We start from the raw sequence: 17,541 nt of genomic DNA, 5'->3' as shown, positions 1-17,541 counted from the left end.
GCGGCACTGACGAACCGCGCACGTTCTAGCTGAGAGTGTTCGAGGTTGACTTCGCCCGCGCGCGAAGTCCTACGGTTGGCTCATGACCTTGATATCGGTCGGGGCGGCCGCCGAACTGTGCGGCGTGCGTCCCAACACGCTGCGCTACTACGAGCGGATCGGTCTGCTCGGCCCGGTGGGTCGTGACGGTTCCGGCAGGAGGGTCTACGACGAGGGCACCCTCGCGACAGTTCGGTTCGTCATCCGCATGCGCGGCACCGGGATGCCGCTGCGGGTGCTGCACGAATACCTGGAGCTGACTCGCCAGGGCGGCCAGACAGCCGGCCGGCTACGGCAGATCCTGGAGGAGCAACGTCTGCGGCTACGCCGCCAGCGGGCGCGGATCGACGACTGCCTGGCGACGATCGAAGGCAAGATCGACGCGTGTCCGCGGCCGGCTGACGCTCGTTCGTCACTCCTCGCCGGCGTAGGTGCTGGGGAGTCGGCGTGAACACCGGGGACGACGGGCAGGGTCCGCACGACGGGCAGGGTCCGCACGACGGACACCTGCCGAACGACGGGGCCGGCGTGCCACACCGCTGGCTCGGTGGCGTGCTGGAGGTTGGGTCGCTCGGCTTGGGCTGCATGGGCATGAGCGGGTTCTACCGGCCGGCCGACCAGGCCGAAGCGCGGTCGACGCTGCTGCATGCCCTCGATCGCGGTGTGACCCTGCTCGACACCGCCGACGTCTACGGCCCCCACACCAACGAGGAACTGATCGGGCGGACGGTGCGGGGCCGTCGCGACGAGGTCGTCATCGCCACCAAGTTCGGACTCACCCCCGGTGACGGGTACGGCGGCTTCGCCATCAACGGCCGGCCCGAGTACGTTCGCCAGGCCTGCGAGGCGTCGCTGCGGCGGCTCGGCGTCGATCACGTCGACCTCTACTACCAGCACCGGTTGGACCGGAGCGTGCCGATCGAGGAGACGGTCGGCGCCATGGCCGAGTTGGTCGCCGAGGGAAAGGTCCGCCACCTCGGACTGTGCGAGGCGGGCTCCGGCACGCTGCGTCGGGCGCACGCCACCCACCCGATCGTGGCGTTGCAGACCGAGTGGTCGCTGTGGTCGCGCGACATCGAGGATGAGGTTCTGCCCACCGCGCGCGAACTGGGCGTCGGCATCGTGGCGTACAGCCCGCTGGGCCGTGGCTTCCTCACCGGCGCCATCACCAGCGCCGACGACCTCGCACCGGCGGACCTGCGTCGCCAGATGCCGCGGTTCCAACCGGACAACCTCGCCGCCAACCAGCGCCTCGCCAAGCAGGTCCGACAGGCCGCCACCGAGCACGGCTGCACTCCCGCCCGGTACGCGCTCGCCTGGCTGCTGTCCCAGGGGACTGACGTGGTGCCCATCCCCGGCACGGCGAACCGCGCCCATCTGAACGACAACCTCGGCGCGGTCGGCCTGGCCATCACCACCACCGGCCTGAGCGTCGCGGCCACCGGACGACGCGCCGACCCGGCGACTGTCCACATGGAACAGCCGTAACCCCGAAACAGCAGGAGACGGTGCGGCTGATGACGGCGGCGGCCGAGAGACACCTCTGACTACAGCTTCCGTGGCTGGGAAAATGCCGGTAGAGGGATCAGCGTGGCTCCGCCCGGACGGGGTGTTCCTCTCCCTCTCCATCTCACAGCGGAACGATCAGGCCGTCGGGTCACCTGAAGAAGGTGCGCCATCACGGCGGAGCATTACGACTCCTGGTCCGAGGAGCAGTCCGCGGGCATCGAGATCGTGGCCGGGATGGTCGTCGTGCGCCCTCGCGCGTCCAAGCGTCACAACCGCCTGATCAAGATCCTCGCAGTCGCGTTGGATGCCGCCGCCGGTCCGGACTGGAACGCGGACTTCGACGTCGATGTCCGGCTTCAGGACGTTCCACGCACGAATCGGCGCCCGGACGTCGTCGTGTACCGCGCCAACACGATCGACATCATGCCGGCCCGGCCCGAGCACATCCTGCTTGTCGTCGAGGTCGTCTCGCCGGGCTCGGAGACGACCGACCGGATTGTCAAGGCCGAGCAGTACGCGAGGGCCGGAATCTCGTACTACTGGCGGGTCGAGCAGCCCCCCGCCGGCGTCCCGGTCGTCTGTACCTACGTCCTCGACCCGGCAACCAGGACGTACCATGCCGGTGAGGTCTCCACGGGCGTCGTCGACGCTGGCGCACCCTTCCCAGTCAAGATCGGCCTTACTCGGCTGTAGCGACGTCTGTCGCGCGCTTCGGTACGAGCTGGCATCCCGTCCTCGGCACCAGAGGTCTTGGACGGGGGAAGCCATCATGATCGAGTCAAGTTCGTAGGCGTGAGTCAGGCTGCCAGACCCATCCACCATCCAGTCTGTCGACGTTGCCGAGATCATCTTATCGGAGCGTCGCTAGGAGCGTTTGAACCTGCCGAAGTAAACGGCGCGCAGCGGGTGGGTTCGGCAGCGACACGGCTCGTGGGACCTGCCTCGGTGTTCAAAACCGGTGAAAGTAAACGAAACCGGGCAACCGGATAGGAGGAGATGTGCGGACGAAGGGCGCGCTCGTCTGGGGCCTGCACGAGGAGTGGCAGGTCGAGCAGATCGACGTGGGTGACCCGCGGGAGGGCGAGGTCACGGTGGAGCTGGCCGCCTCGGGGCTGTGCTTCTCCGATCGGCACATCGGGGACGGGGATTTTCCGGCGAAATTCTTCCCCATCCTCGGGGGGCATGAGGGTGCGGGGGTGGTGACAACGGTCGGTCCGGGCGTGCGCGGGCTGGCCGAAGGCGACCATGTGGTGCTCGGCTTCATCCCGTCCTGTGGGCAGTGCCCGCCGTGCTCGTCGGGCCGGCAGAACCTGTGCGACCTCGGCGCCGACCTGCTGACCGGGAAGTCGATCTCGGACGGGTCGTACCGGGTGCGCGCGCGCGGCAAGCCGGTGATCCCGACCTCCCTGCTCGGCACCTTCTCCCCGTACGTCACCGTGCACCAGGCATCCGCGATCAAGATCAGAAAGGACGTCCCGTTGGACAAGGCGGCGCTGGTCGGATGCGGGGTGACCACCGGGTGGGGCTCGGCGACCCACGTTGCCGGGGTACGACCGGGCGAAACGGTGGTCGTCATCGGTGTCGGCGGTGTCGGCATCAACGCGGTGCAGGGTGCGGTCGCGGCCGGCGCGAAGTGGGTGATCGCTATCGACCCGGTGGCCTTCAAGCGGGAGCAGGCACAGCGGTTCGGTGCCACCCACACCTTCGCCTCGCTGGCCGAGGCGTTGGCTCCGGTGACCGAGCTGACCTGGGGCCGCGGTGCGGAGAAGGCCGTCATCGCCATTGACCGGATGCGTGGCGAGTACATCGCTCCGGCGTTGGCTCTGGTCGGTAAGGGCGGCACCTGCGTGGTGGCCGGGATGGGTCCGGCAACCGACCTCGACGTCAAGCTCAGCCTGTTCGAGCTGACGTTGCTGCAGAAGACCCTCAAAGGTGCGATCTTCGGTGGCGCGAATCCCCGGGTGGAGATTCCCTGGCTGCTGGACATGTACCGCGAGGGAAAGCTCAAGCTGGACGAACTGGTCACGTCGACGTACAAACTCGAGGACATCAACTCCGGCTATGCCGACATGGCCGCCGGACGGAACCTACGCGGCGTGGTGCTCTACACCGACGCCGACCGCTGATGGCGTAGAAGCGGGCTCGGTCGAAACAGATGAGAGACCTCGTCTCACGGTGTCCGGAAGGGCCTCGGTCAGGTACCGACGTAGGCCGCGAGGTGCTCGCCGGTGAGGGTGGAGCGGGCGGCGACGAGGTCGGCGGGTGTGCCCTCGAAGACGATCCGGCCGCCGTCGTGGCCGGCACCAGGGCCGAGGTCGATGATCCAGTCGGCGTGTGCCATGACCGCCTGGTGGTGCTCGATGACGATGACCGACGTGCCGGAGTCGACGAGCCGGTCGAGCAGGCCGAGCAGCTGCTCGACGTTGGCGAGGTGGAGGCCGGTGGTCGGCTCGTCGAGGACGTAGACGCCGCCCTTCCCGGCCATGTGGGTGGCCAGCTTGAGCCGCTGTCGCTCGCCGCCGGACAGCGTAGGGAGCGGCTGGCCGAGGCTGAGGTAGCCCAGCCCGACGTCGGCGAGCCGGTCGAGGATGGCGTGCGCGGCCGGCGTGCGCGCCTCGCCGGCGCCGAAGAACCCCTCGGCCTCGGTCACCGACATCGCGAGCACCTCGCTGATGTCGCGGCCACCGAGGTGGTGGACCAGCACCGCTGCTCCGAACCGCTTCCCCTCGCACTCCTCGCAGGTGGTGGCGACGCCGGCCATCATCGCCAGGTCGGTGTAGATGACGCCAGCGCCGTTGCAGGTGGGGCAGGCGCCCTCGGAGTTGGCGCTGAACAGCGCCGGCTTCACGCCGTTGGCCTTCGCGAACGCCTTGCGGATCGGATCGAGCAGTCCGGTGTACGTCGCCGGGTTGCTCCGTCGCGAGCCGCGGATCGTGCCCTGGTCGATCGACACCACCCCGTCCCGGCCCGAGACCGAGCCGTCGATCAGGGAGCTCTTTCCCGAACCGGCGACGCCGGTGACGACGACAAGCACCCCGAGCGGGATGTCGACGTCGACGCCGCGCAGGTTGTGCGCCGTCGCGCCGCGGATCGCAAGCCGGCCGGCGGGCGTCCGCACCGTCTCCTTGAGGGCGGCCCGGTCGTCGAGATGGCGGCCGGTGAGGGTGCCGCTGGCCCGCAGTCCCTCGACGGTGCCCTCGAAACAGACGGTGCCGCCCACCGTACCGGCGCCGGGGCCGAGGTCGACGACGTGGTCGGCGATCGCGATCGTCTCCGGCTTGTGCTCCACGACGAGCACCGTGTTGCCCTTGTCCCGCAGCCGCAGCAGCAGGTCGTTCATCCGCTGGATGTCATGGGGGTGCAGCCCGATCGTCGGCTCGTCGAAGACGTAGGTGACGTCGGTGAGCGAAGAGCCGAGGTGGCGGATCATCTTGACGCGCTGCGCCTCGCCGCCCGACAGCGTGCCCGACGGCCGGTCGAGCGAGAGGTAGCCCAGCCCGATCTCCACGAACGAGTCGAGGGTCTGCGCCAGCGTCGCGAGCAGCGGCGCCACCGACGGCTCGTCGACGCCGCGGACCCAAACGGCTAGGTCGCTGATCTGCATCGCGCAGGCGTCGGCGATGTTGATCCCGCCGATCCGCGAGGCGCGGGCCGCCTCGTTGAGCCGGGTGCCGCCGCACTCGGGGCACGCGGTGAAGGTGACCGCCCGGTCCACGAACGCCCGGATGTGCGGCGCCATCGCCTCCCGGTCCTTGGCGAGGAACGACTTGCGGACCTTCGGGATCAGCCCCTCGTAGGTGAGGTTGACGCCGTTGACCTTCACCTTGGTCGGCTCGCGGTGGAGGAAGTCGTGCAGCTCCTTCTTGGTGTACTTACGGATCGGCTTGTCCGGGTCGAGGAAACCCGACTCGATGAAGATCCCCACGGTCCACCAGCCGTCCACCTTGTAGCCGGGGATGGTGATCGCGCCCTCGGCGAGCGACTTGGAGTCGTCGAAGAGCTGGGTGAGGTCGATGTCGGTCACGCTGCCCATGCCCTCGCAGTGCGGGCAGGCGCCGGCGGCGGGCAGGTTGAAGCTGTAGTGGGACGACGGCCCGGCACTCGGCTCGCCGAGCCGGCTGAAGGCGATCCGCAGCATCGCGTTGGCGTCGGTGGCGGTGCCGACGGTGGAACGGGAGTTGGCGCCCATCCGCTCCTGGTCGACGATGATCGCGGTCGTCAGCCCTTCGAGTACGTCGACCTCGGGCCGCGCCAGCGTCGGCATGAAGCCCTGCACGAAGGCGCTGTAAGTCTCGTTGATCATCCGCTGCGACTCCGCGGCGATCGTGCCGAACACCAGAGAGCTCTTGCCCGAGCCGGAGACGCCGGTGAACACCGTCAGGCGGCGCTTCGGAATCTCGACGCTGACGTCCTTGAGGTTGTTCTCGCGCGCGCCCTGCACGCGGATCACATCGTGGCTGTCGGGAACGTGCAGCGCAGGCGACTGCGTGTCCGTCCTCGTGGCCATGCTCATCGTGTCTCCATCTGTCAGAGCGACCGGCACTGGGACGCGGCGTCGCGGGTGAGCCGATGCGCGGTGTCGCGACGACGCTGAGGGCGGGAGCGGATGTCGGCCCTCAGCGGTCCTGAAGCAGCCCGAGGACATTGCCATCGGGGTCGGTGACGGTGGCCACCAAGCGGCCGCCACCGACGTCGTGCGCGGGCTCCTTCACGGTGGCACCCGCGGCGGTCACCTCGGCCAGCTTCGCCTCGATGTCCGGAACGTGCCAGTAGGCCACCGGTGAGGTCATGCCCTGCGGTCCACCGCCCGGCACCAGCCCGATGTGCTGGCCCGCGGCCTCGTAGCCGACGTAGTAGGACTCGTCGGTCTGCGGCGGTACGCCGAGCAGTGCGGTGTACACCGCCTTGGCCGTCGCCAGGTCGGACACAGGATGCAGCACGGTCTTGATTCCCTGGGTGGAAGAGCCGGTCATGGTAGCTCCTGAAGTCGTGGGTCACATCGACCCGGTGTGTACGGTCGTGTCAAGACGAACGGCGAGGCGTGAAATCGACAGTCTGCATCAGAAGTCTGCACCCCACAGGGTTAGCGGTGGCACGGCGAAGGTCGAGTTCTGCTCGGTGACCGGCGCTTCTCCGAAACTGCTCACTTTCGGCCGGCTCTCCATGGCTTCCGCTATCTTCTTCACACCGTTACGAGCGCCCGGCAATAGGGATGCAGCCGTCCGGAGCCCCTGGCCCGGCAACGGCCTGCATATCTCGTGCCTCGAGCGATTCGCCGCAGCTGGAGCAGGTCATGACCGCCGTCGAGACCTGCCCGCAGTTGGTGTGCCTCATGAGAACCGGCGGACCGTCCGGCGCGGCGTGCTTGTCGCCCCACTGCCGCATGCTTTCCAACACCGGCCACAGGTCACGGCCCTTCTCGGTGAGCCGGTAATCGTAGCGCGGCGGATGCTGGCTGTAAGGCTTCTTCGTGAGGATGCCGGACTCCACCAGCTTGTTCAGGCGCTGGTTGAGCACGTTGCGGGAGATCCCGAGCCGATCCTGGAACGCGTCGAAGCGGCTGACTCCGAAGAAGACGTCCCGCAGGATCAGCATCGACCACCACTCGCCGACGACCTCGAGGCACTGCGCGACCGAGCAGGGCATGTCGGCGAAGCTCTTGCGTTCCATGCCCCCATGCTAGCTAGTTGCATGATGGAACTCACTACCTCTAGAGTCAGTTCCATGACAGAACTCGCCACGGTTCGCGACCGTCCGACCGCGGCACCAAGGCAGGCAGCGCCGCGCCAGGTGCTGCTGATCGTGTGCGCCGGCGTCATCCTCGCCAGCCTCGACCTGTTCATCGTCAACGTCGCCCTGCCGCAGATCGCCCGCGATCTCGGCGCGTCCGACCTGGGCGGACTGTCCTGGGTGCTCAACGGGTACGCCATCGTCTACGCGTCGCTGCTGGTGTTCTTCGGGCGGCTCGCGGACCGCTACCGCCGTGACCACGGGTTCCTGCTCGGCATCGCCGTCTTCACCGCCGCGTCCGCCGCCTGCGCGGCATCGACGAGCGTCGAGATGTTGATCGGCTTCCGGCTGGTGCAGGCAGCCGGGGCTGCGCTGCTGACCCCGACCTCACTCGGGCTGGTGCTCGCCGCCTACGAACCGGCGCGCCGCCCCGGCGCGGTCCGCGCGTGGACCGCGGCCGGCGGGGTGGCCGCCGGCATCGGCCCGGTCGTCGGCGGCCTGCTGGTCGCCGCCAGTTGGCGGTGGGTGTTCCTGGTCAACGTCCCCGTCGGGATCGCCGCCCTGGTCGTCGGCTGGCGCCGGCTGCCCCACATCCACGGCCACCCCGTCGAGCGGCCTGATCCGCTCGGCGTGATCCTCATGACCGGTGGCGTGGCGCTGTTGACGTTCGGGCTGGTCAAAGGCAGCGACTGGGGCTGGACGTCGTCCTCGATCATCGCGTCGCTGACGGCCGCCGGGCTGCTGCTCGCCGCCTTCACAGCGCACTGCCTGCGCAGCCGCACGCCGCTCATCCGCCCGTCACTGTTCGCGTCCCGATCCTTCACCGGCGCGTCGATCGTCGCCCTGTCCTTCTCCGCAGCGTTTGGCGCGATGTTGCTGTCGATCGTGCTGTGGGAGCAGGGCCACTGGGGATGGTCGGCCCTGCGCGTCGGCCTTGCCTTGGCCCCCGGACCGCTGATGGTTCCGCTGATCTCCTTCGGCCTCGCCGGCCGTCTGATCGCCCGCTACGGACCCGCAGCTGTGATCGCGGTCGGCGGCGTGGCCTTCGGGGCCGGCGTCGCCTGGTGGGCCCTTGCGATCGGGACCGAGCCGAACTACGCCTCGGGCCTGCTCGGCGGCATGATCCTCACTGGTGTCGGCGTCGGCCTGACCCTGCCGACGATGATGGCCACCGCCTCAGCCTCGCTGCCCCCGCCCGAATTCGCGACCGGGTCCGCAGTCATCAACATGCTCCGCCAGACCGGCCTGGCCCTGGGCGTCGCCATCGTGGTCGCCGTCCTCGGCGGCGCTAAAACCGGCGGCACGCAGCTACACGCGTTCCGCACCGTCTGGTGGGCCACCGCCGGGATCTCCCTCGCCGGAACCGTGCCCGCCCTCGCCCTGCTCCGCCGGCCGGCGGCACAACGTTGAGATCGGCCTAACGGTCGGCGGTCAGCCCGCCGAGCGCACCGTCCTGACCCGCCTGCCCGGGCCGGTGCTCGTGGACGAGTGGCAGCGCGTTCCCGAGGTGTGGGACCACGTGCGGCACGCGGTTGACGCCGGCTCGCCGCCCGGCCACTTCATCGTCGCCGGCAGCTCGGCGCCCCGGGGGACGGTGGTCCACTCGGGCGCGGGGCGGATGGTACCCATGCGAATGCGTCCGCTGAGTGTGGCAGAGCGGGGCATCGAGACGCAGACCGTGAGCCTGGCCGCGCTCCTGTCCGGGAACCGGGATGTCGGCGGGGCCACCGCGCTCCGGTTGACGGACTATGTCGAGGAGATCACGGCATCGGGCTTCCCCGCCATCCGCGGTCTGCCGCCACGCGTACGACGGGCGGAACTGGATGCATACCTGGACAACGTCATCCAACGGGAATTCCCCGAGCAGGGCTACCCGGTCCGCAGGCCGGCGGCGCTGCGCGCCTGGCTCGCCGCCTACGCCGCCGCGACATCGACAACGACGACCTATTCAAAGATCCTCGACGCTGCCACCGCCGGGCTGGCGAACAAACCGGCCAAGGAGACCACGCTCGCCTACCGCGACGCCCTGTCGTCCCTGTGGCTACTAGACGCGATACCGCCCTGGATTCCCAGCCGGAACCATCTTGATCGACTCGGCCAGTCCCCCAAACACCACCTAGCCGACCCCGCTCTAGTCGCACGACTGCTCGGACTCGACGACTCCGCACTCCTGCGCGCTGAGCAAGGCAGCACAGACCTGTCGGAGGGCACGATCCTCGGCGCGCTTTTCGAGCATCTTGCCGCACTCAGCATCCACACCTACGCCGAGGCCGCCGAAGCCCGTGTGGGCCACCTACGTACGCGCAACAACGACCACGAAGTGGACCTGATCGTCCAGCACGCGGATGGCCGGATACTGGGCATCGAGGTCAAATTGGCCGACCGGGTCGAGGACGTCGACGTCAAGCACCTCCAATGGCTTCGCAATCGGATCGGAAAAGACTTGATCGATGCCGCCGTCCTCTACGCCGGCCAGCATGCCTACCGTCGAAGCGACGACGTCGCCGTCGTCCCGCTGGCCCTGTTCGGCCCGTGACCGCCACAGGCGGCCGAGCGGCTCAGCCCGGCCTCAGCCAGCCGGAGATACCAGCGAGGAGGCCCTCGTCATGAGCACTCCGGAAGCCGACTGTCCCCTGTACCCGCCGCTACGCCCCCAGGTCACCGTCTTCGCCCACGACGTCGACCCGGCCGTCGCTGCGGTGATCGCCGTGTCGCAGCTGCCGTTGTCGGCAGCCGGATTGGGCTCAATGCGAGCGGCGGGCACGCTCGACGATCTCGTCCTCGTCGAGCGGAACTGTGTGGTGCGTCAGGCATCGGAACTGCGCCGGATCCTCGACGAACGATCCGGCGTCGCCGGCCTCCGCGACCCGATCCACGACCTTGACGGCCCCGCATGGACCGCCTGAGCCAAGTCGTAGTCCTTGATCAGAGTCGGGAAGTCGCCGCAGCGGTGAAGGCGGTCGCGACCGAGTTCCAGCAAGGAAATCGAGCCAGGTTCGGCGGCAGTCGTTCCTGAAAGACGCGGCTCTGGCCTGCTTACCCGAGTTGACCTGGGAAGAAAGGTTTGGAGGTGACGGGAAGGTGGCTTCCGCGTGAATACCGGCGGCTGATTCCTCGTCTCTAAACTGAGTGGGTGCCGATCGTCCTGACTGTCCTGGACCGCGTGTGCTGGCGCGGCCGGCCGGTGGTCGGTCAGCGTCCGCAGGCATTGCTGGCCGCCTTGGCCGTCGGCGACGGTCAGGCGGTGCCGAGCGACCGGCTGGCCGAGGCGATCTGGGGCGAGCACGGCCCGGGAAACGCCGGCAAGGCGCTGCAGGTCCTGATCTCGCGGACACGCGCCCAGTGCGGACCGGACGCGGTCGTTCGAGACGGCCACGGTTACCGGCTCGGCGTCCCCGCCGACCAGGTGGACGCGTTCCGACTGCGCGACCTGACGGTGCGTGCGCGGAACCTGCTCGCGGCCGGTGACGTGCTCGTGGCACGTGAGGCGGCGACCGAGGCCATGGCGCTGGCGGCGTCACTGGCGACACCCCAGGACGGGGACGATCACCCGCTGGCGGAGCTCCGCCGCGGCGCCGAAGGGTACCGGGCCGAACTGGCCGGGTTACTGGGTCGCGTGCTGAGCCTGACCGGAGAGCACGCGTCCGCGCTGCCGCGGCTAGGGGAGGCGTTCGACCGGGATCCGTCGGATGAGGCGGTGCTGGCCTGCCTGCTGCGAAGCGAGGCGGCGGTACGGGGCACAGGCGCGGCTCTCGACAGGTATGAGAGATACCGGGCCGGGCTTCGCGACCGACTCGGCGTCAACCCCGGCTCCGAGCTGGAGCGGGTGCACCGCGAACTGCTCCACCTCGACGAGCCAGTGCGCGCGGGCCTGCACTACGACGCGAGCTCGCTGGTCGGGCGCTCGGACGACCTCCGGCAGCTCAGCGCGCTCGTCAACTCCGCCCGCGTGGTCTCGATCGTCGGCCCGGGCGGGCTTGGTAAGACCAGGCTGGCCCATGTGCTCGGCCGGTCCATCCAACGGCCGGTGGTGCACTTCGTCGGCCTGGTTGGCGTCACCTCGCCGGAGGACCTGATCGGCGAGGTCGGCTCGGCGCTGGGAGTACGCGACTCGGTGCACGGCCGCCGGACGTTGACGCCCCAGCAGCTCGCCGACGTGCGCGGACGGATCGCCCAGCATCTCAGCGCGGCGCCCAGCCTGCTGATCCTCGACAACTGCGAGCATCTCGTCGACGCCGTGGCCGACCTGGTCGCGTTCCTCGTCGCCACCACCAGCGATCTGCGTGTGGTCACCACGTCGCGCGCGCCGTTGGCGATCAGCGCGGAACACGTCTATTCGCTGAGCGCGCTCGGTCACGCGGAGTCCGTCGAACTGTTCCGGCAGCGAGCCGTCGCGGCGCGGCCCGACGTCCAGCTGCCCGACGACGCGGTGACCGACATCGTGACCCGGCTGGACGGTCTCCCGCTGGCCATCGAGCTCGCCGCCGCCAAGGCGCGGGTGATGTCCGTGGAGGAGATCCGCCGACGGCTGGAGGACCGGTTCGCCCTACTGCGCGGCGGCGTCAGGAACGCTCCGGACCGGCATCGCACCTTGCTTGCCGTCATCGACTGGTCCTGGAACCTGCTGGCGGAGCGCGAGCGCCGCGCGCTGCGGTGGCTCTCGGTCTTCCAGGACGGCGTCACCCTCGCCGCAGCCGAGGAGGTGCTCGGCGAGGACGCGCTGGGCGCGGTGCAGGCGCTGGTGGACCAGTCCCTGCTGACCGTCGCCGAGTCGAACGCCAGCGTTCGGTACCGGATGCTGGAGACGGTGCGCGAGTTCGGCCGGATGCGCCTCGCCCAGGCCGGCGAGCGGGAACAGGCGCAGGCGTCCCGGCGCGCGTGGGCGATCCGCTACGCGAGCGCCGCGGCGCGGGGGCTGTTCGGCCCGGACCAGCTCGCGGGCATCGACGCGCTCGCCGCGGAGGAGATCAATCTGGCCGACGCACTGCGCCAGGCGCTGGCCGGCGCCGACCCGGAGGCCGCGGTCCAGGTGTTGTGCGGCCTGGGCGGGCTGTGGTCCGTCCGGGGTGAGCACACCAGGGTGGCGGCGCTTGCGGGCACGGTCGCCGAGACGGTCGCCGGCTGGTGGCCACCGGCGGAGCTGGCCGACCCCACCCGCGCGGCCATGGTGATCGTGATGCAGAACACCATGATCATTGCGACGAGCCAGGCACTCGGTCCGATCCGTGACCTGCTCGTCCGGCTGGGGACCGACGAGCGTGGCGACACCCGGATCAACGCCATGGTCACGGTGCTGCTCGCGCATGACCCGGCCCGCGCCGGGGGCCTGGAAACACGGCTGGGCCAGCTGGCCGGCTCCCCGAACCCGTCCGTCGCGATCGCGGCCCTGCAGTGGCGGAGCTATCTGCTCGAGAACGCCGGTAACCCCGCGGGCGCGATCGACGCGGCCGAGCGCGCGCTGGCCCTGATGCGGGGGGCGTTCGACGGCCCGTGGGTCGTGGCGATGCTGAACGCCCATCTGGCCGGACTGCACATGCAGCTGGGTCATCCGGCCGCGGCCGTGCCGCACGCCCGCGCGGCGTTACCGGTGCTCGAACGGCTCGGCGCGCTCGACGACCTGATCCAGCTCCACTCGGTCCTCGCGCTGTGCGCCGTGGCTACCGGACGTCTCGACGAGGCTGGGGGGCACCTTGGCCAGATGGACCAGATCAAGGAGTCCGACACCATCCTCAGCGGCCGGTTCGCGTTCGGGACCGTCGCGGGGGAACTCGCGCTGGCGAAGGGAGATCCAGTCGCCGGGCTCGCGGCGTTTCGGGCCGCTGCGGCGCGCATGCGCGCGTTCGTCTTCCCCGGCCAGGCTCCGACCGGCATGGAGCCCTGGCAGTTGTTCGCCGACGCGAGCCTGTTAACCGTGCTCGCCCACCACGGGACCAGCGGCGACGAGGCCGAGGGCGCGGAGCTGTTTCGCCTGTGCCTGGCCAGGACGTCACGTGTTCTCGGCCTCGGTGACCGCTACCTCGACTACCCGATGTGCGGCATGGCGCTGTTCGCGCTCGGCACCTGGGGGCTGGTGCGATCGGCGATGCCCCCGGCCGAGGCCGTGCGGCTGCTGGTGCTCGCCGAGCGGTTCTCCTACAGCCGGATGATGCCGACGATGGCCTGGGAGAAGATCGCGCCCTGTGCCGAGGAACGGGCGCCCGGCCGGGTCGCGGCCCTGCGCGCCGAGTTCGGCGATCGCCACGGGCCAGACCTGGCCGACACGGCCCGCCGCGTCGTCGACCAGATCGGGCCCGTCGACCAGACCGGGTAGGCCTGGCCGTCAGCCGGCCGCCAGCCGGCTAAAGGTGCCGTTTGTAGAGCCGTACGGACAACGGCGCGAACACCGCGATCACGGCGACGCCGGCGACGAGCGTCCAGCCCGCCTCCATGGATAGGTGGGCGTGGTTGGCCAGCTCCCGGTCGGCGGAGACCAGGTGCGATACCGGGTTGACCCTGACGAACGCGGCCAGCCAGCCCGGCAGGGTGTCGATGGGCACGAACGCGTTCGACAGGAACGTCAACGGGAACATGATCATCATGGAGATGCCCTGGACACTCTGGGCGCTGCGCGCGACGGTGCCGAGGCAGGTGAACACCCAGGCCAGCGACCAGCCGATGAAGACCGCGAGCAGGATCGCGGCGACCACGCCGAGCACGCCGCCGCCGGGCCGGTAGCCGATCGCGATGCCCATGGCGAAGGTGATCGTCGCGGCGATCGTGTAGCGGAGCAGGTCTGCGACCATCGGCCCCGCCAGCGGCGCGATCCGAGCCATCGGCAGCGACCGGAACCGGTCGAAGACGCCCTTGTCGATGTCCTCGCGCAGCTGGGTGCCGGTGGCCATGCTGGTCGTCAGCACGGTCTGCGCGAGGATGCCGGGGATCATCAGCGGCAGGTAGCTCTTCACATCGCCAGAGATCGCCCCACCGAAGATGTAGGCGAACATCGCCGTGAAGAGGATCGGCTGCAACGTCACGTCGAAGAACTGCTCCGGGTTGCGCCGCATCTTCTTGGTGGCACGCCAGGCCATGATCATGATCTGGCGGAACGTGTCCGCCGGGCTGGGCCGGCTCTGGGCGCGGCCGACCGCCGCCCGGGAGTCGATCGTGATCGTGGTCATCGGGCCACCTCCTGTGGGGCTTCCGCACGCATGGGTTCGGGCTCGGTCGTGTCCGCCCGCTCGCTCTCGCCGGTGTCGTGGCCGGTGAGCGCGAGGAAGACCTCGTCGAGAGTCGGCTTGTCGACGCCCACCGAGGCGACGTGGACACCCGCCTGGCGCAGCCCGATCAGCACGTCGGCCACCCGGTCGGCCGTCTCGATCGGGACGTTGAGCTGCCCGGACTCCGGGGTGAGGACTGGCTCCTCACCGAGCTGGCGGCGCACCACGTCCGCGGCCAGCGAAATATCCGCGCCCGCGGCCAGGCGCAGCTGCAACGTCAGGTTGCCGACCGAGCTCTTCAGCTCGTCGGGTGTACCCTCGGCCACCTTGCGGCCGTGGTCGATCACCGCGATCCGGCCGGCGAGCTGGTCGGCCTCGTCGAGGTACTGCGTGGTCAGCAGGACGGTGCACCCGCTGGCGACCAGGTCGCGGATGGTTTCCCACATCTGCCCGCGCGTCCGGGGGTCGAGGCCGGTGGTCGGCTCGTCGAGGAAGATCAGCGGAGGCCGAGTGATCAGGCTCGCGGCCAGGTCGAGCCGCCGCCGCATCCCGCCCGAGAAATGCGAGATCCGCTTGTCCGCGGCGTCGGCGAGGCCGAACTGCTCGAGCAGCTGGGCGGCGGTGTCGCGTGACCTGCGTGAGCTCAGGCCCTGCAGGCGCCCGAACATCCAGAGATTCTCGGCGGCGGTGAGGTTCTCGTCGACGGAGGCGTACTGACCGGTGACGCCGATCAGCTGCCGCACCCGGTGCGGCTCGCGGCGGACGTCGACGCCGAAGACGGACCCCTCGCCCTCGTCGATCTTTAGCAGCGTCGCCAACATCTTCAGCATCGTCGTCTTGCCGGCACCGTTGGGGCCGAGCACGCCGAAGATCTCGCCCTCGCCGATATCAAGGTCGACGCCGTCTACGGCTCGCAGGTCGCCGAACGTCTTGACCAGGCCACGTGCGTGGACCGCGGCTGTCATCGAGATACTCCTTCCGAACCGTGCTCTGGTGCCCGGCCCTCGGTGACAACTCTGTGGGCGACCGGTTTCACCGCGCCCTCAGGACGGTTTCACGGACCCTGCCCGCCTCGACGAGTGGGCTGGTCCGGGCCGGCCACGAGGTCGAGGCCCGCGCGGCGATGGATCCGGACTTGAGGCGCGACGCCAGGGCGCCGCCCGGTCGCCACGCGACTCCTGGCCAGGGGCGATGCCGGGTGAGCGCCCGGCTCGCAGCACCATCCATCGAATCGCCGGCCGGCGCCGCACGGTCTTGAAAGGCCAGCTCCAGCTGATGCTCAACGGCATCGCCGGCCACGGCTGGGCGGTCAGCTTCCTCGTCACGACCCTCCCCGCCGACGAGCACGTCGACGACGGCACCCCCCGAGACGTCGTCCGAAACCCCGCCGCCGCAGAGCGCCCCATCGTCGACCTCGGCGGCGTCCTCGTCACCTCCGGCCAGCACGGCGTCAGCCGGTCCGTTCGGCGCCCCCAGCATGGCACCCCAGCCATGATGTCCCGGCTGCACCTGGTAGTAGCCGTTGCCGGCGTTGGTACCGCCGTCAACCAGGAGGTTGAGCCCGGTGATGTAGCTGGAGGCGTCTGAGGCGAGGAACAGCAACGGCCCGATGAGCTCCTCGGCCCGGCCGACGCGTCGCATCGGGGTCCGGCTGGCGACGTACTCCGCTACGCCCAAACCCTCGAGGCCGGGCGCCGTCAGCCATCGCCGCAGCCCGGTCGCGGGGCCTCATTCCGGGGGCCGGATCGCGATCACGACGTTGCCGATCTTCTGCCCGGACTCGACGTATCGGTATGCCTCCACGATCTGCTCCAGCGGGTATTGCCGGTCGAGAAGCGGCCGGAACCGCCCCGAGGCGAGCAGGTCCCGGATGTACTCCACCATCGTTCTGTCGATCGACGGGTACGGGAACACCACTCTCCTGCTGCGCAGCAGCGGGGTGAGCATCGCGAGCACCGGGTTCTGCGCGAATCGGCCGAGTTCGGTCGAGGCGTACACCCCGCGGGGCTTGAGCAGCCGCCTGCACCGGCCGAACGAGCTCTTGCCGACCGCGTCGAAAACGGCGTCGTAGACATGCTCGTCCCGCGTGAAATCCTGCGTGGTGTGATCGATGACCCTGTCGGCGCCCAGCCCTCGCGCCGCGTCGACGCCGTCCGGGCCGCACACCGCGGTCACCTGGGCGCCCAGACATGTCAGCAGCTGGACCGCCGCCGAGCCGATAGCCCAGTCGCCCCGTTGACCAGGATCTGCGTACCGTCCCGGACCGGGATCCTGTTGATGAACGACAGGGCGTAGTGCGCGCCCTCCGTGGCGGCGGCGGCCCGTTCGAAGGTGACCCCTGCCGGCACCTGCGCGAGCGTGCCATCGGCACGGACGGTCAGGTACTCCGCGTGGGTGCCGAAGGGACCCTCGTTGTAGCCGAAGACCCGGTCCCCGGTCCGGAAGACGGTGACGTCGGTGCCGACCGCCTCGACCACCCCGGCGAACTCGTTGCCGAGGATCGTGGCCTTCGGCCCGGTGAGCCCCGCGACGAACCGCATGATGAACGGTCTGGCGGCCCGGTAGCCGCAGTCGGTGCGGTTCACCGTCGCCGCGTGCACCCTGACCAGGACCTCACCGGCGCCGGCCGTGGGCTTGTCGACCTCCTGGATTCCCACAACCTCCGGTGGGCCGTACCTGGCGTGCACCGCCGCCCTCATCCGCGACCGACCTCTCACGTGCGTCCACCGTGACCTTCGGACGCTCGGTGGGTGATGCTCACGACCTCGATGGTGATGGTCCTCGACGCTACTTGCATGACCCATGGAGACGAGACCTGTAGGGACCAATTCCCTGCGCAGGCGGGGTACGGTCTACCTTGCAGGCCGGACGTGCACCTAGTTCCATCGCGCGTGGGCGTGTCGTTCGAGGGTGGCGATTCCGGCCAGGTGGTAGGCGTCGGCTGCGTCCGCGAGGTCGGCCGGTTCCAAGCCCGCCTCGCCCGCGGCGGTGGCGAGGTCACGCCCCGCGAGAACGGCGCGTTGCACGCGGGCGGTGATGCTCTCGACCAGAATCCAGGTCTCGCCGG

Annotated in this window: 15 protein-coding genes and 2 pseudogenes; 8 read left to right on the top strand and 9 right to left on the bottom strand. The window is 69.7% G+C overall.

Going from position 1 to position 17,541, the window contains the following annotated elements; genetic code table 11:
* Nucleotides 1–82 precede the first annotated feature (82 nt).
* From U9977_RS14720 to U9977_RS14705, 4 genes are all read left to right on the top strand, one after another.
* Nucleotides 83–490, top strand: coding sequence for a MerR family transcriptional regulator (locus U9977_RS14720; protein WP_322749819.1), 408 nt, complete (start codon nt 83–85; stop codon nt 488–490).
* A 77-nt stretch (nt 491–567) separates the two neighbouring features.
* Nucleotides 568–1,527, top strand: a complete 960-nt coding sequence (locus tag U9977_RS14715) for an aldo/keto reductase (protein ID WP_416210619.1) — start codon at nt 568–570, stop codon at nt 1,525–1,527.
* A gap of 189 nt (nt 1,528–1,716) precedes the next feature.
* Entirely contained in the window at nt 1,717–2,241 is a 525-nt protein-coding gene (locus U9977_RS14710; RefSeq protein ID WP_322749820.1) for a Uma2 family endonuclease, read from the top strand.
* A gap of 305 nt (nt 2,242–2,546) precedes the next feature.
* On the top strand, nt 2,547–3,674 hold the full coding sequence (locus U9977_RS14705) for an NDMA-dependent alcohol dehydrogenase (RefSeq protein WP_322749817.1): 1,128 nt from the start codon (nt 2,547–2,549) through the stop codon (nt 3,672–3,674).
* Nucleotides 3,675–3,742: 68 nt separating this feature from the next.
* Here U9977_RS14705 and U9977_RS14700 read toward each other — a convergent pair whose 3' ends face one another.
* From U9977_RS14700 to U9977_RS14690, 3 genes are all read right to left on the bottom strand, one after another.
* Entirely contained in the window at nt 3,743–6,061 is a 2,319-nt protein-coding gene (locus U9977_RS14700) for an excinuclease ABC subunit UvrA (protein ID WP_322749816.1), read from the bottom strand.
* Nucleotides 6,062–6,164: 103 nt separating this feature from the next.
* On the bottom strand, nt 6,165–6,521 hold the full coding sequence (locus tag U9977_RS14695) for a VOC family protein (RefSeq protein ID WP_322749815.1): 357 nt from the start codon (nt 6,519–6,521) through the stop codon (nt 6,165–6,167).
* Nucleotides 6,522–6,738: 217 nt separating this feature from the next.
* Entirely contained in the window at nt 6,739–7,218 is a 480-nt protein-coding gene (locus U9977_RS14690) for a helix-turn-helix domain-containing protein (RefSeq protein WP_322749814.1), read from the bottom strand.
* A gap of 54 nt (nt 7,219–7,272) precedes the next feature.
* Here U9977_RS14690 and U9977_RS14685 point away from each other — a divergent pair, with 54 nt between their 5' ends.
* The 4 genes from U9977_RS14685 (at nt 7,273) to U9977_RS14670 (ending at nt 13,588) form a co-directional block, all read left to right on the top strand.
* Complete coding sequence (locus U9977_RS14685) at nt 7,273–8,688, top strand: MFS transporter (protein WP_322749813.1); 1,416 nt, start codon at nt 7,273–7,275, stop codon at nt 8,686–8,688.
* A gap of 64 nt (nt 8,689–8,752) precedes the next feature.
* Nucleotides 8,753–9,814: an ATP-binding protein gene (locus tag U9977_RS14680; RefSeq protein ID WP_322749812.1), complete on the top strand. Its 1,062-nt coding sequence runs from the start codon at nt 8,753–8,755 to the stop codon at nt 9,812–9,814.
* Between the two features lie 70 nt (nt 9,815–9,884).
* Entirely contained in the window at nt 9,885–10,184 is a 300-nt protein-coding gene (locus U9977_RS14675; protein WP_322749811.1) for a hypothetical protein, read from the top strand.
* Nucleotides 10,185–10,411: 227 nt separating this feature from the next.
* On the top strand, nt 10,412–13,588 hold the full coding sequence (locus U9977_RS14670; protein ID WP_322749810.1) for a BTAD domain-containing putative transcriptional regulator: 3,177 nt from the start codon (nt 10,412–10,414) through the stop codon (nt 13,586–13,588).
* A 28-nt stretch (nt 13,589–13,616) separates the two neighbouring features.
* Here U9977_RS14670 and U9977_RS14665 read toward each other — a convergent pair whose 3' ends face one another.
* From U9977_RS14665 to U9977_RS14640, 6 genes and pseudogenes are all read right to left on the bottom strand, one after another.
* Nucleotides 13,617–14,435, bottom strand: a complete 819-nt coding sequence (locus U9977_RS14665; RefSeq protein WP_322749809.1) for an ABC transporter permease — start codon at nt 14,433–14,435, stop codon at nt 13,617–13,619.
* The gene (locus U9977_RS14660) at nt 14,432–15,439 is read right to left on the bottom strand and encodes an ATP-binding cassette domain-containing protein (RefSeq protein WP_322749808.1); all 1,008 of its coding nucleotides are present in this window, start codon (nt 15,437–15,439) and stop codon (nt 14,432–14,434) included. The genes U9977_RS14665 and U9977_RS14660 overlap by 4 nt, the downstream gene beginning before the upstream one ends.
* A gap of 562 nt (nt 15,440–16,001) precedes the next feature.
* Nucleotides 16,002–16,139: pseudogene (locus tag U9977_RS27025) on the bottom strand (SDR family oxidoreductase); the annotation flags it as partial.
* A gap of 63 nt (nt 16,140–16,202) precedes the next feature.
* A complete protein-coding gene (locus U9977_RS14650) occupies nt 16,203–16,640 on the bottom strand; it encodes a zinc-binding dehydrogenase (protein WP_322749806.1) in 438 nt (145 codons plus the stop codon).
* A 26-nt stretch (nt 16,641–16,666) separates the two neighbouring features.
* Complete coding sequence (locus tag U9977_RS14645; protein WP_322749805.1) at nt 16,667–17,191, bottom strand: alcohol dehydrogenase catalytic domain-containing protein; 525 nt, start codon at nt 17,189–17,191, stop codon at nt 16,667–16,669.
* Between the two features lie 159 nt (nt 17,192–17,350).
* Nucleotides 17,351–17,541: pseudogene (locus U9977_RS14640) on the bottom strand (hypothetical protein); the annotation flags it as partial.

It is taken from the genome of Protofrankia sp. Cas8 (assembly GCF_963555845.1).
Lineage (GTDB): Bacteria > Actinomycetota > Actinomycetes > Frankiales > Frankiaceae > Protofrankia.
Note: the sequence above shows the minus strand (reverse complement) of the source record. Positions and strands in the feature narration are given on the sequence as shown.

Bases quoted from the DNA above. Each gene is read 5' to 3' on its own strand.
- U9977_RS14660 (WP_322749808.1), bottom strand. From the start codon at position 15,439: ATGACAGCCGCGGTCCACGCACGTGGCCTGGTCAAGACGTTCGGCGAC.
- U9977_RS14700 (WP_322749816.1), bottom strand. From the start codon at position 6,061: ATGAGCATGGCCACGAGGACGGACACGCAGTCGCCTGCGCTGCACGTT.
- U9977_RS14685 (WP_322749813.1), top strand. From the start codon at position 7,273: ATGACAGAACTCGCCACGGTTCGCGACCGTCCGACCGCGGCACCAAGG.
- U9977_RS14720 (WP_322749819.1), top strand. From the start codon at position 83: ATGACCTTGATATCGGTCGGGGCGGCCGCCGAACTGTGCGGCGTGCGT.
- U9977_RS14665 (WP_322749809.1), bottom strand. From the start codon at position 14,435: ATGACCACGATCACGATCGACTCCCGGGCGGCGGTCGGCCGCGCCCAG.
- U9977_RS14695 (WP_322749815.1), bottom strand. From the start codon at position 6,521: ATGACCGGCTCTTCCACCCAGGGAATCAAGACCGTGCTGCATCCTGTG.
- U9977_RS14690 (WP_322749814.1), bottom strand. From the start codon at position 7,218: ATGGAACGCAAGAGCTTCGCCGACATGCCCTGCTCGGTCGCGCAGTGC.
- U9977_RS14675 (WP_322749811.1), top strand. From the start codon at position 9,885: ATGAGCACTCCGGAAGCCGACTGTCCCCTGTACCCGCCGCTACGCCCC.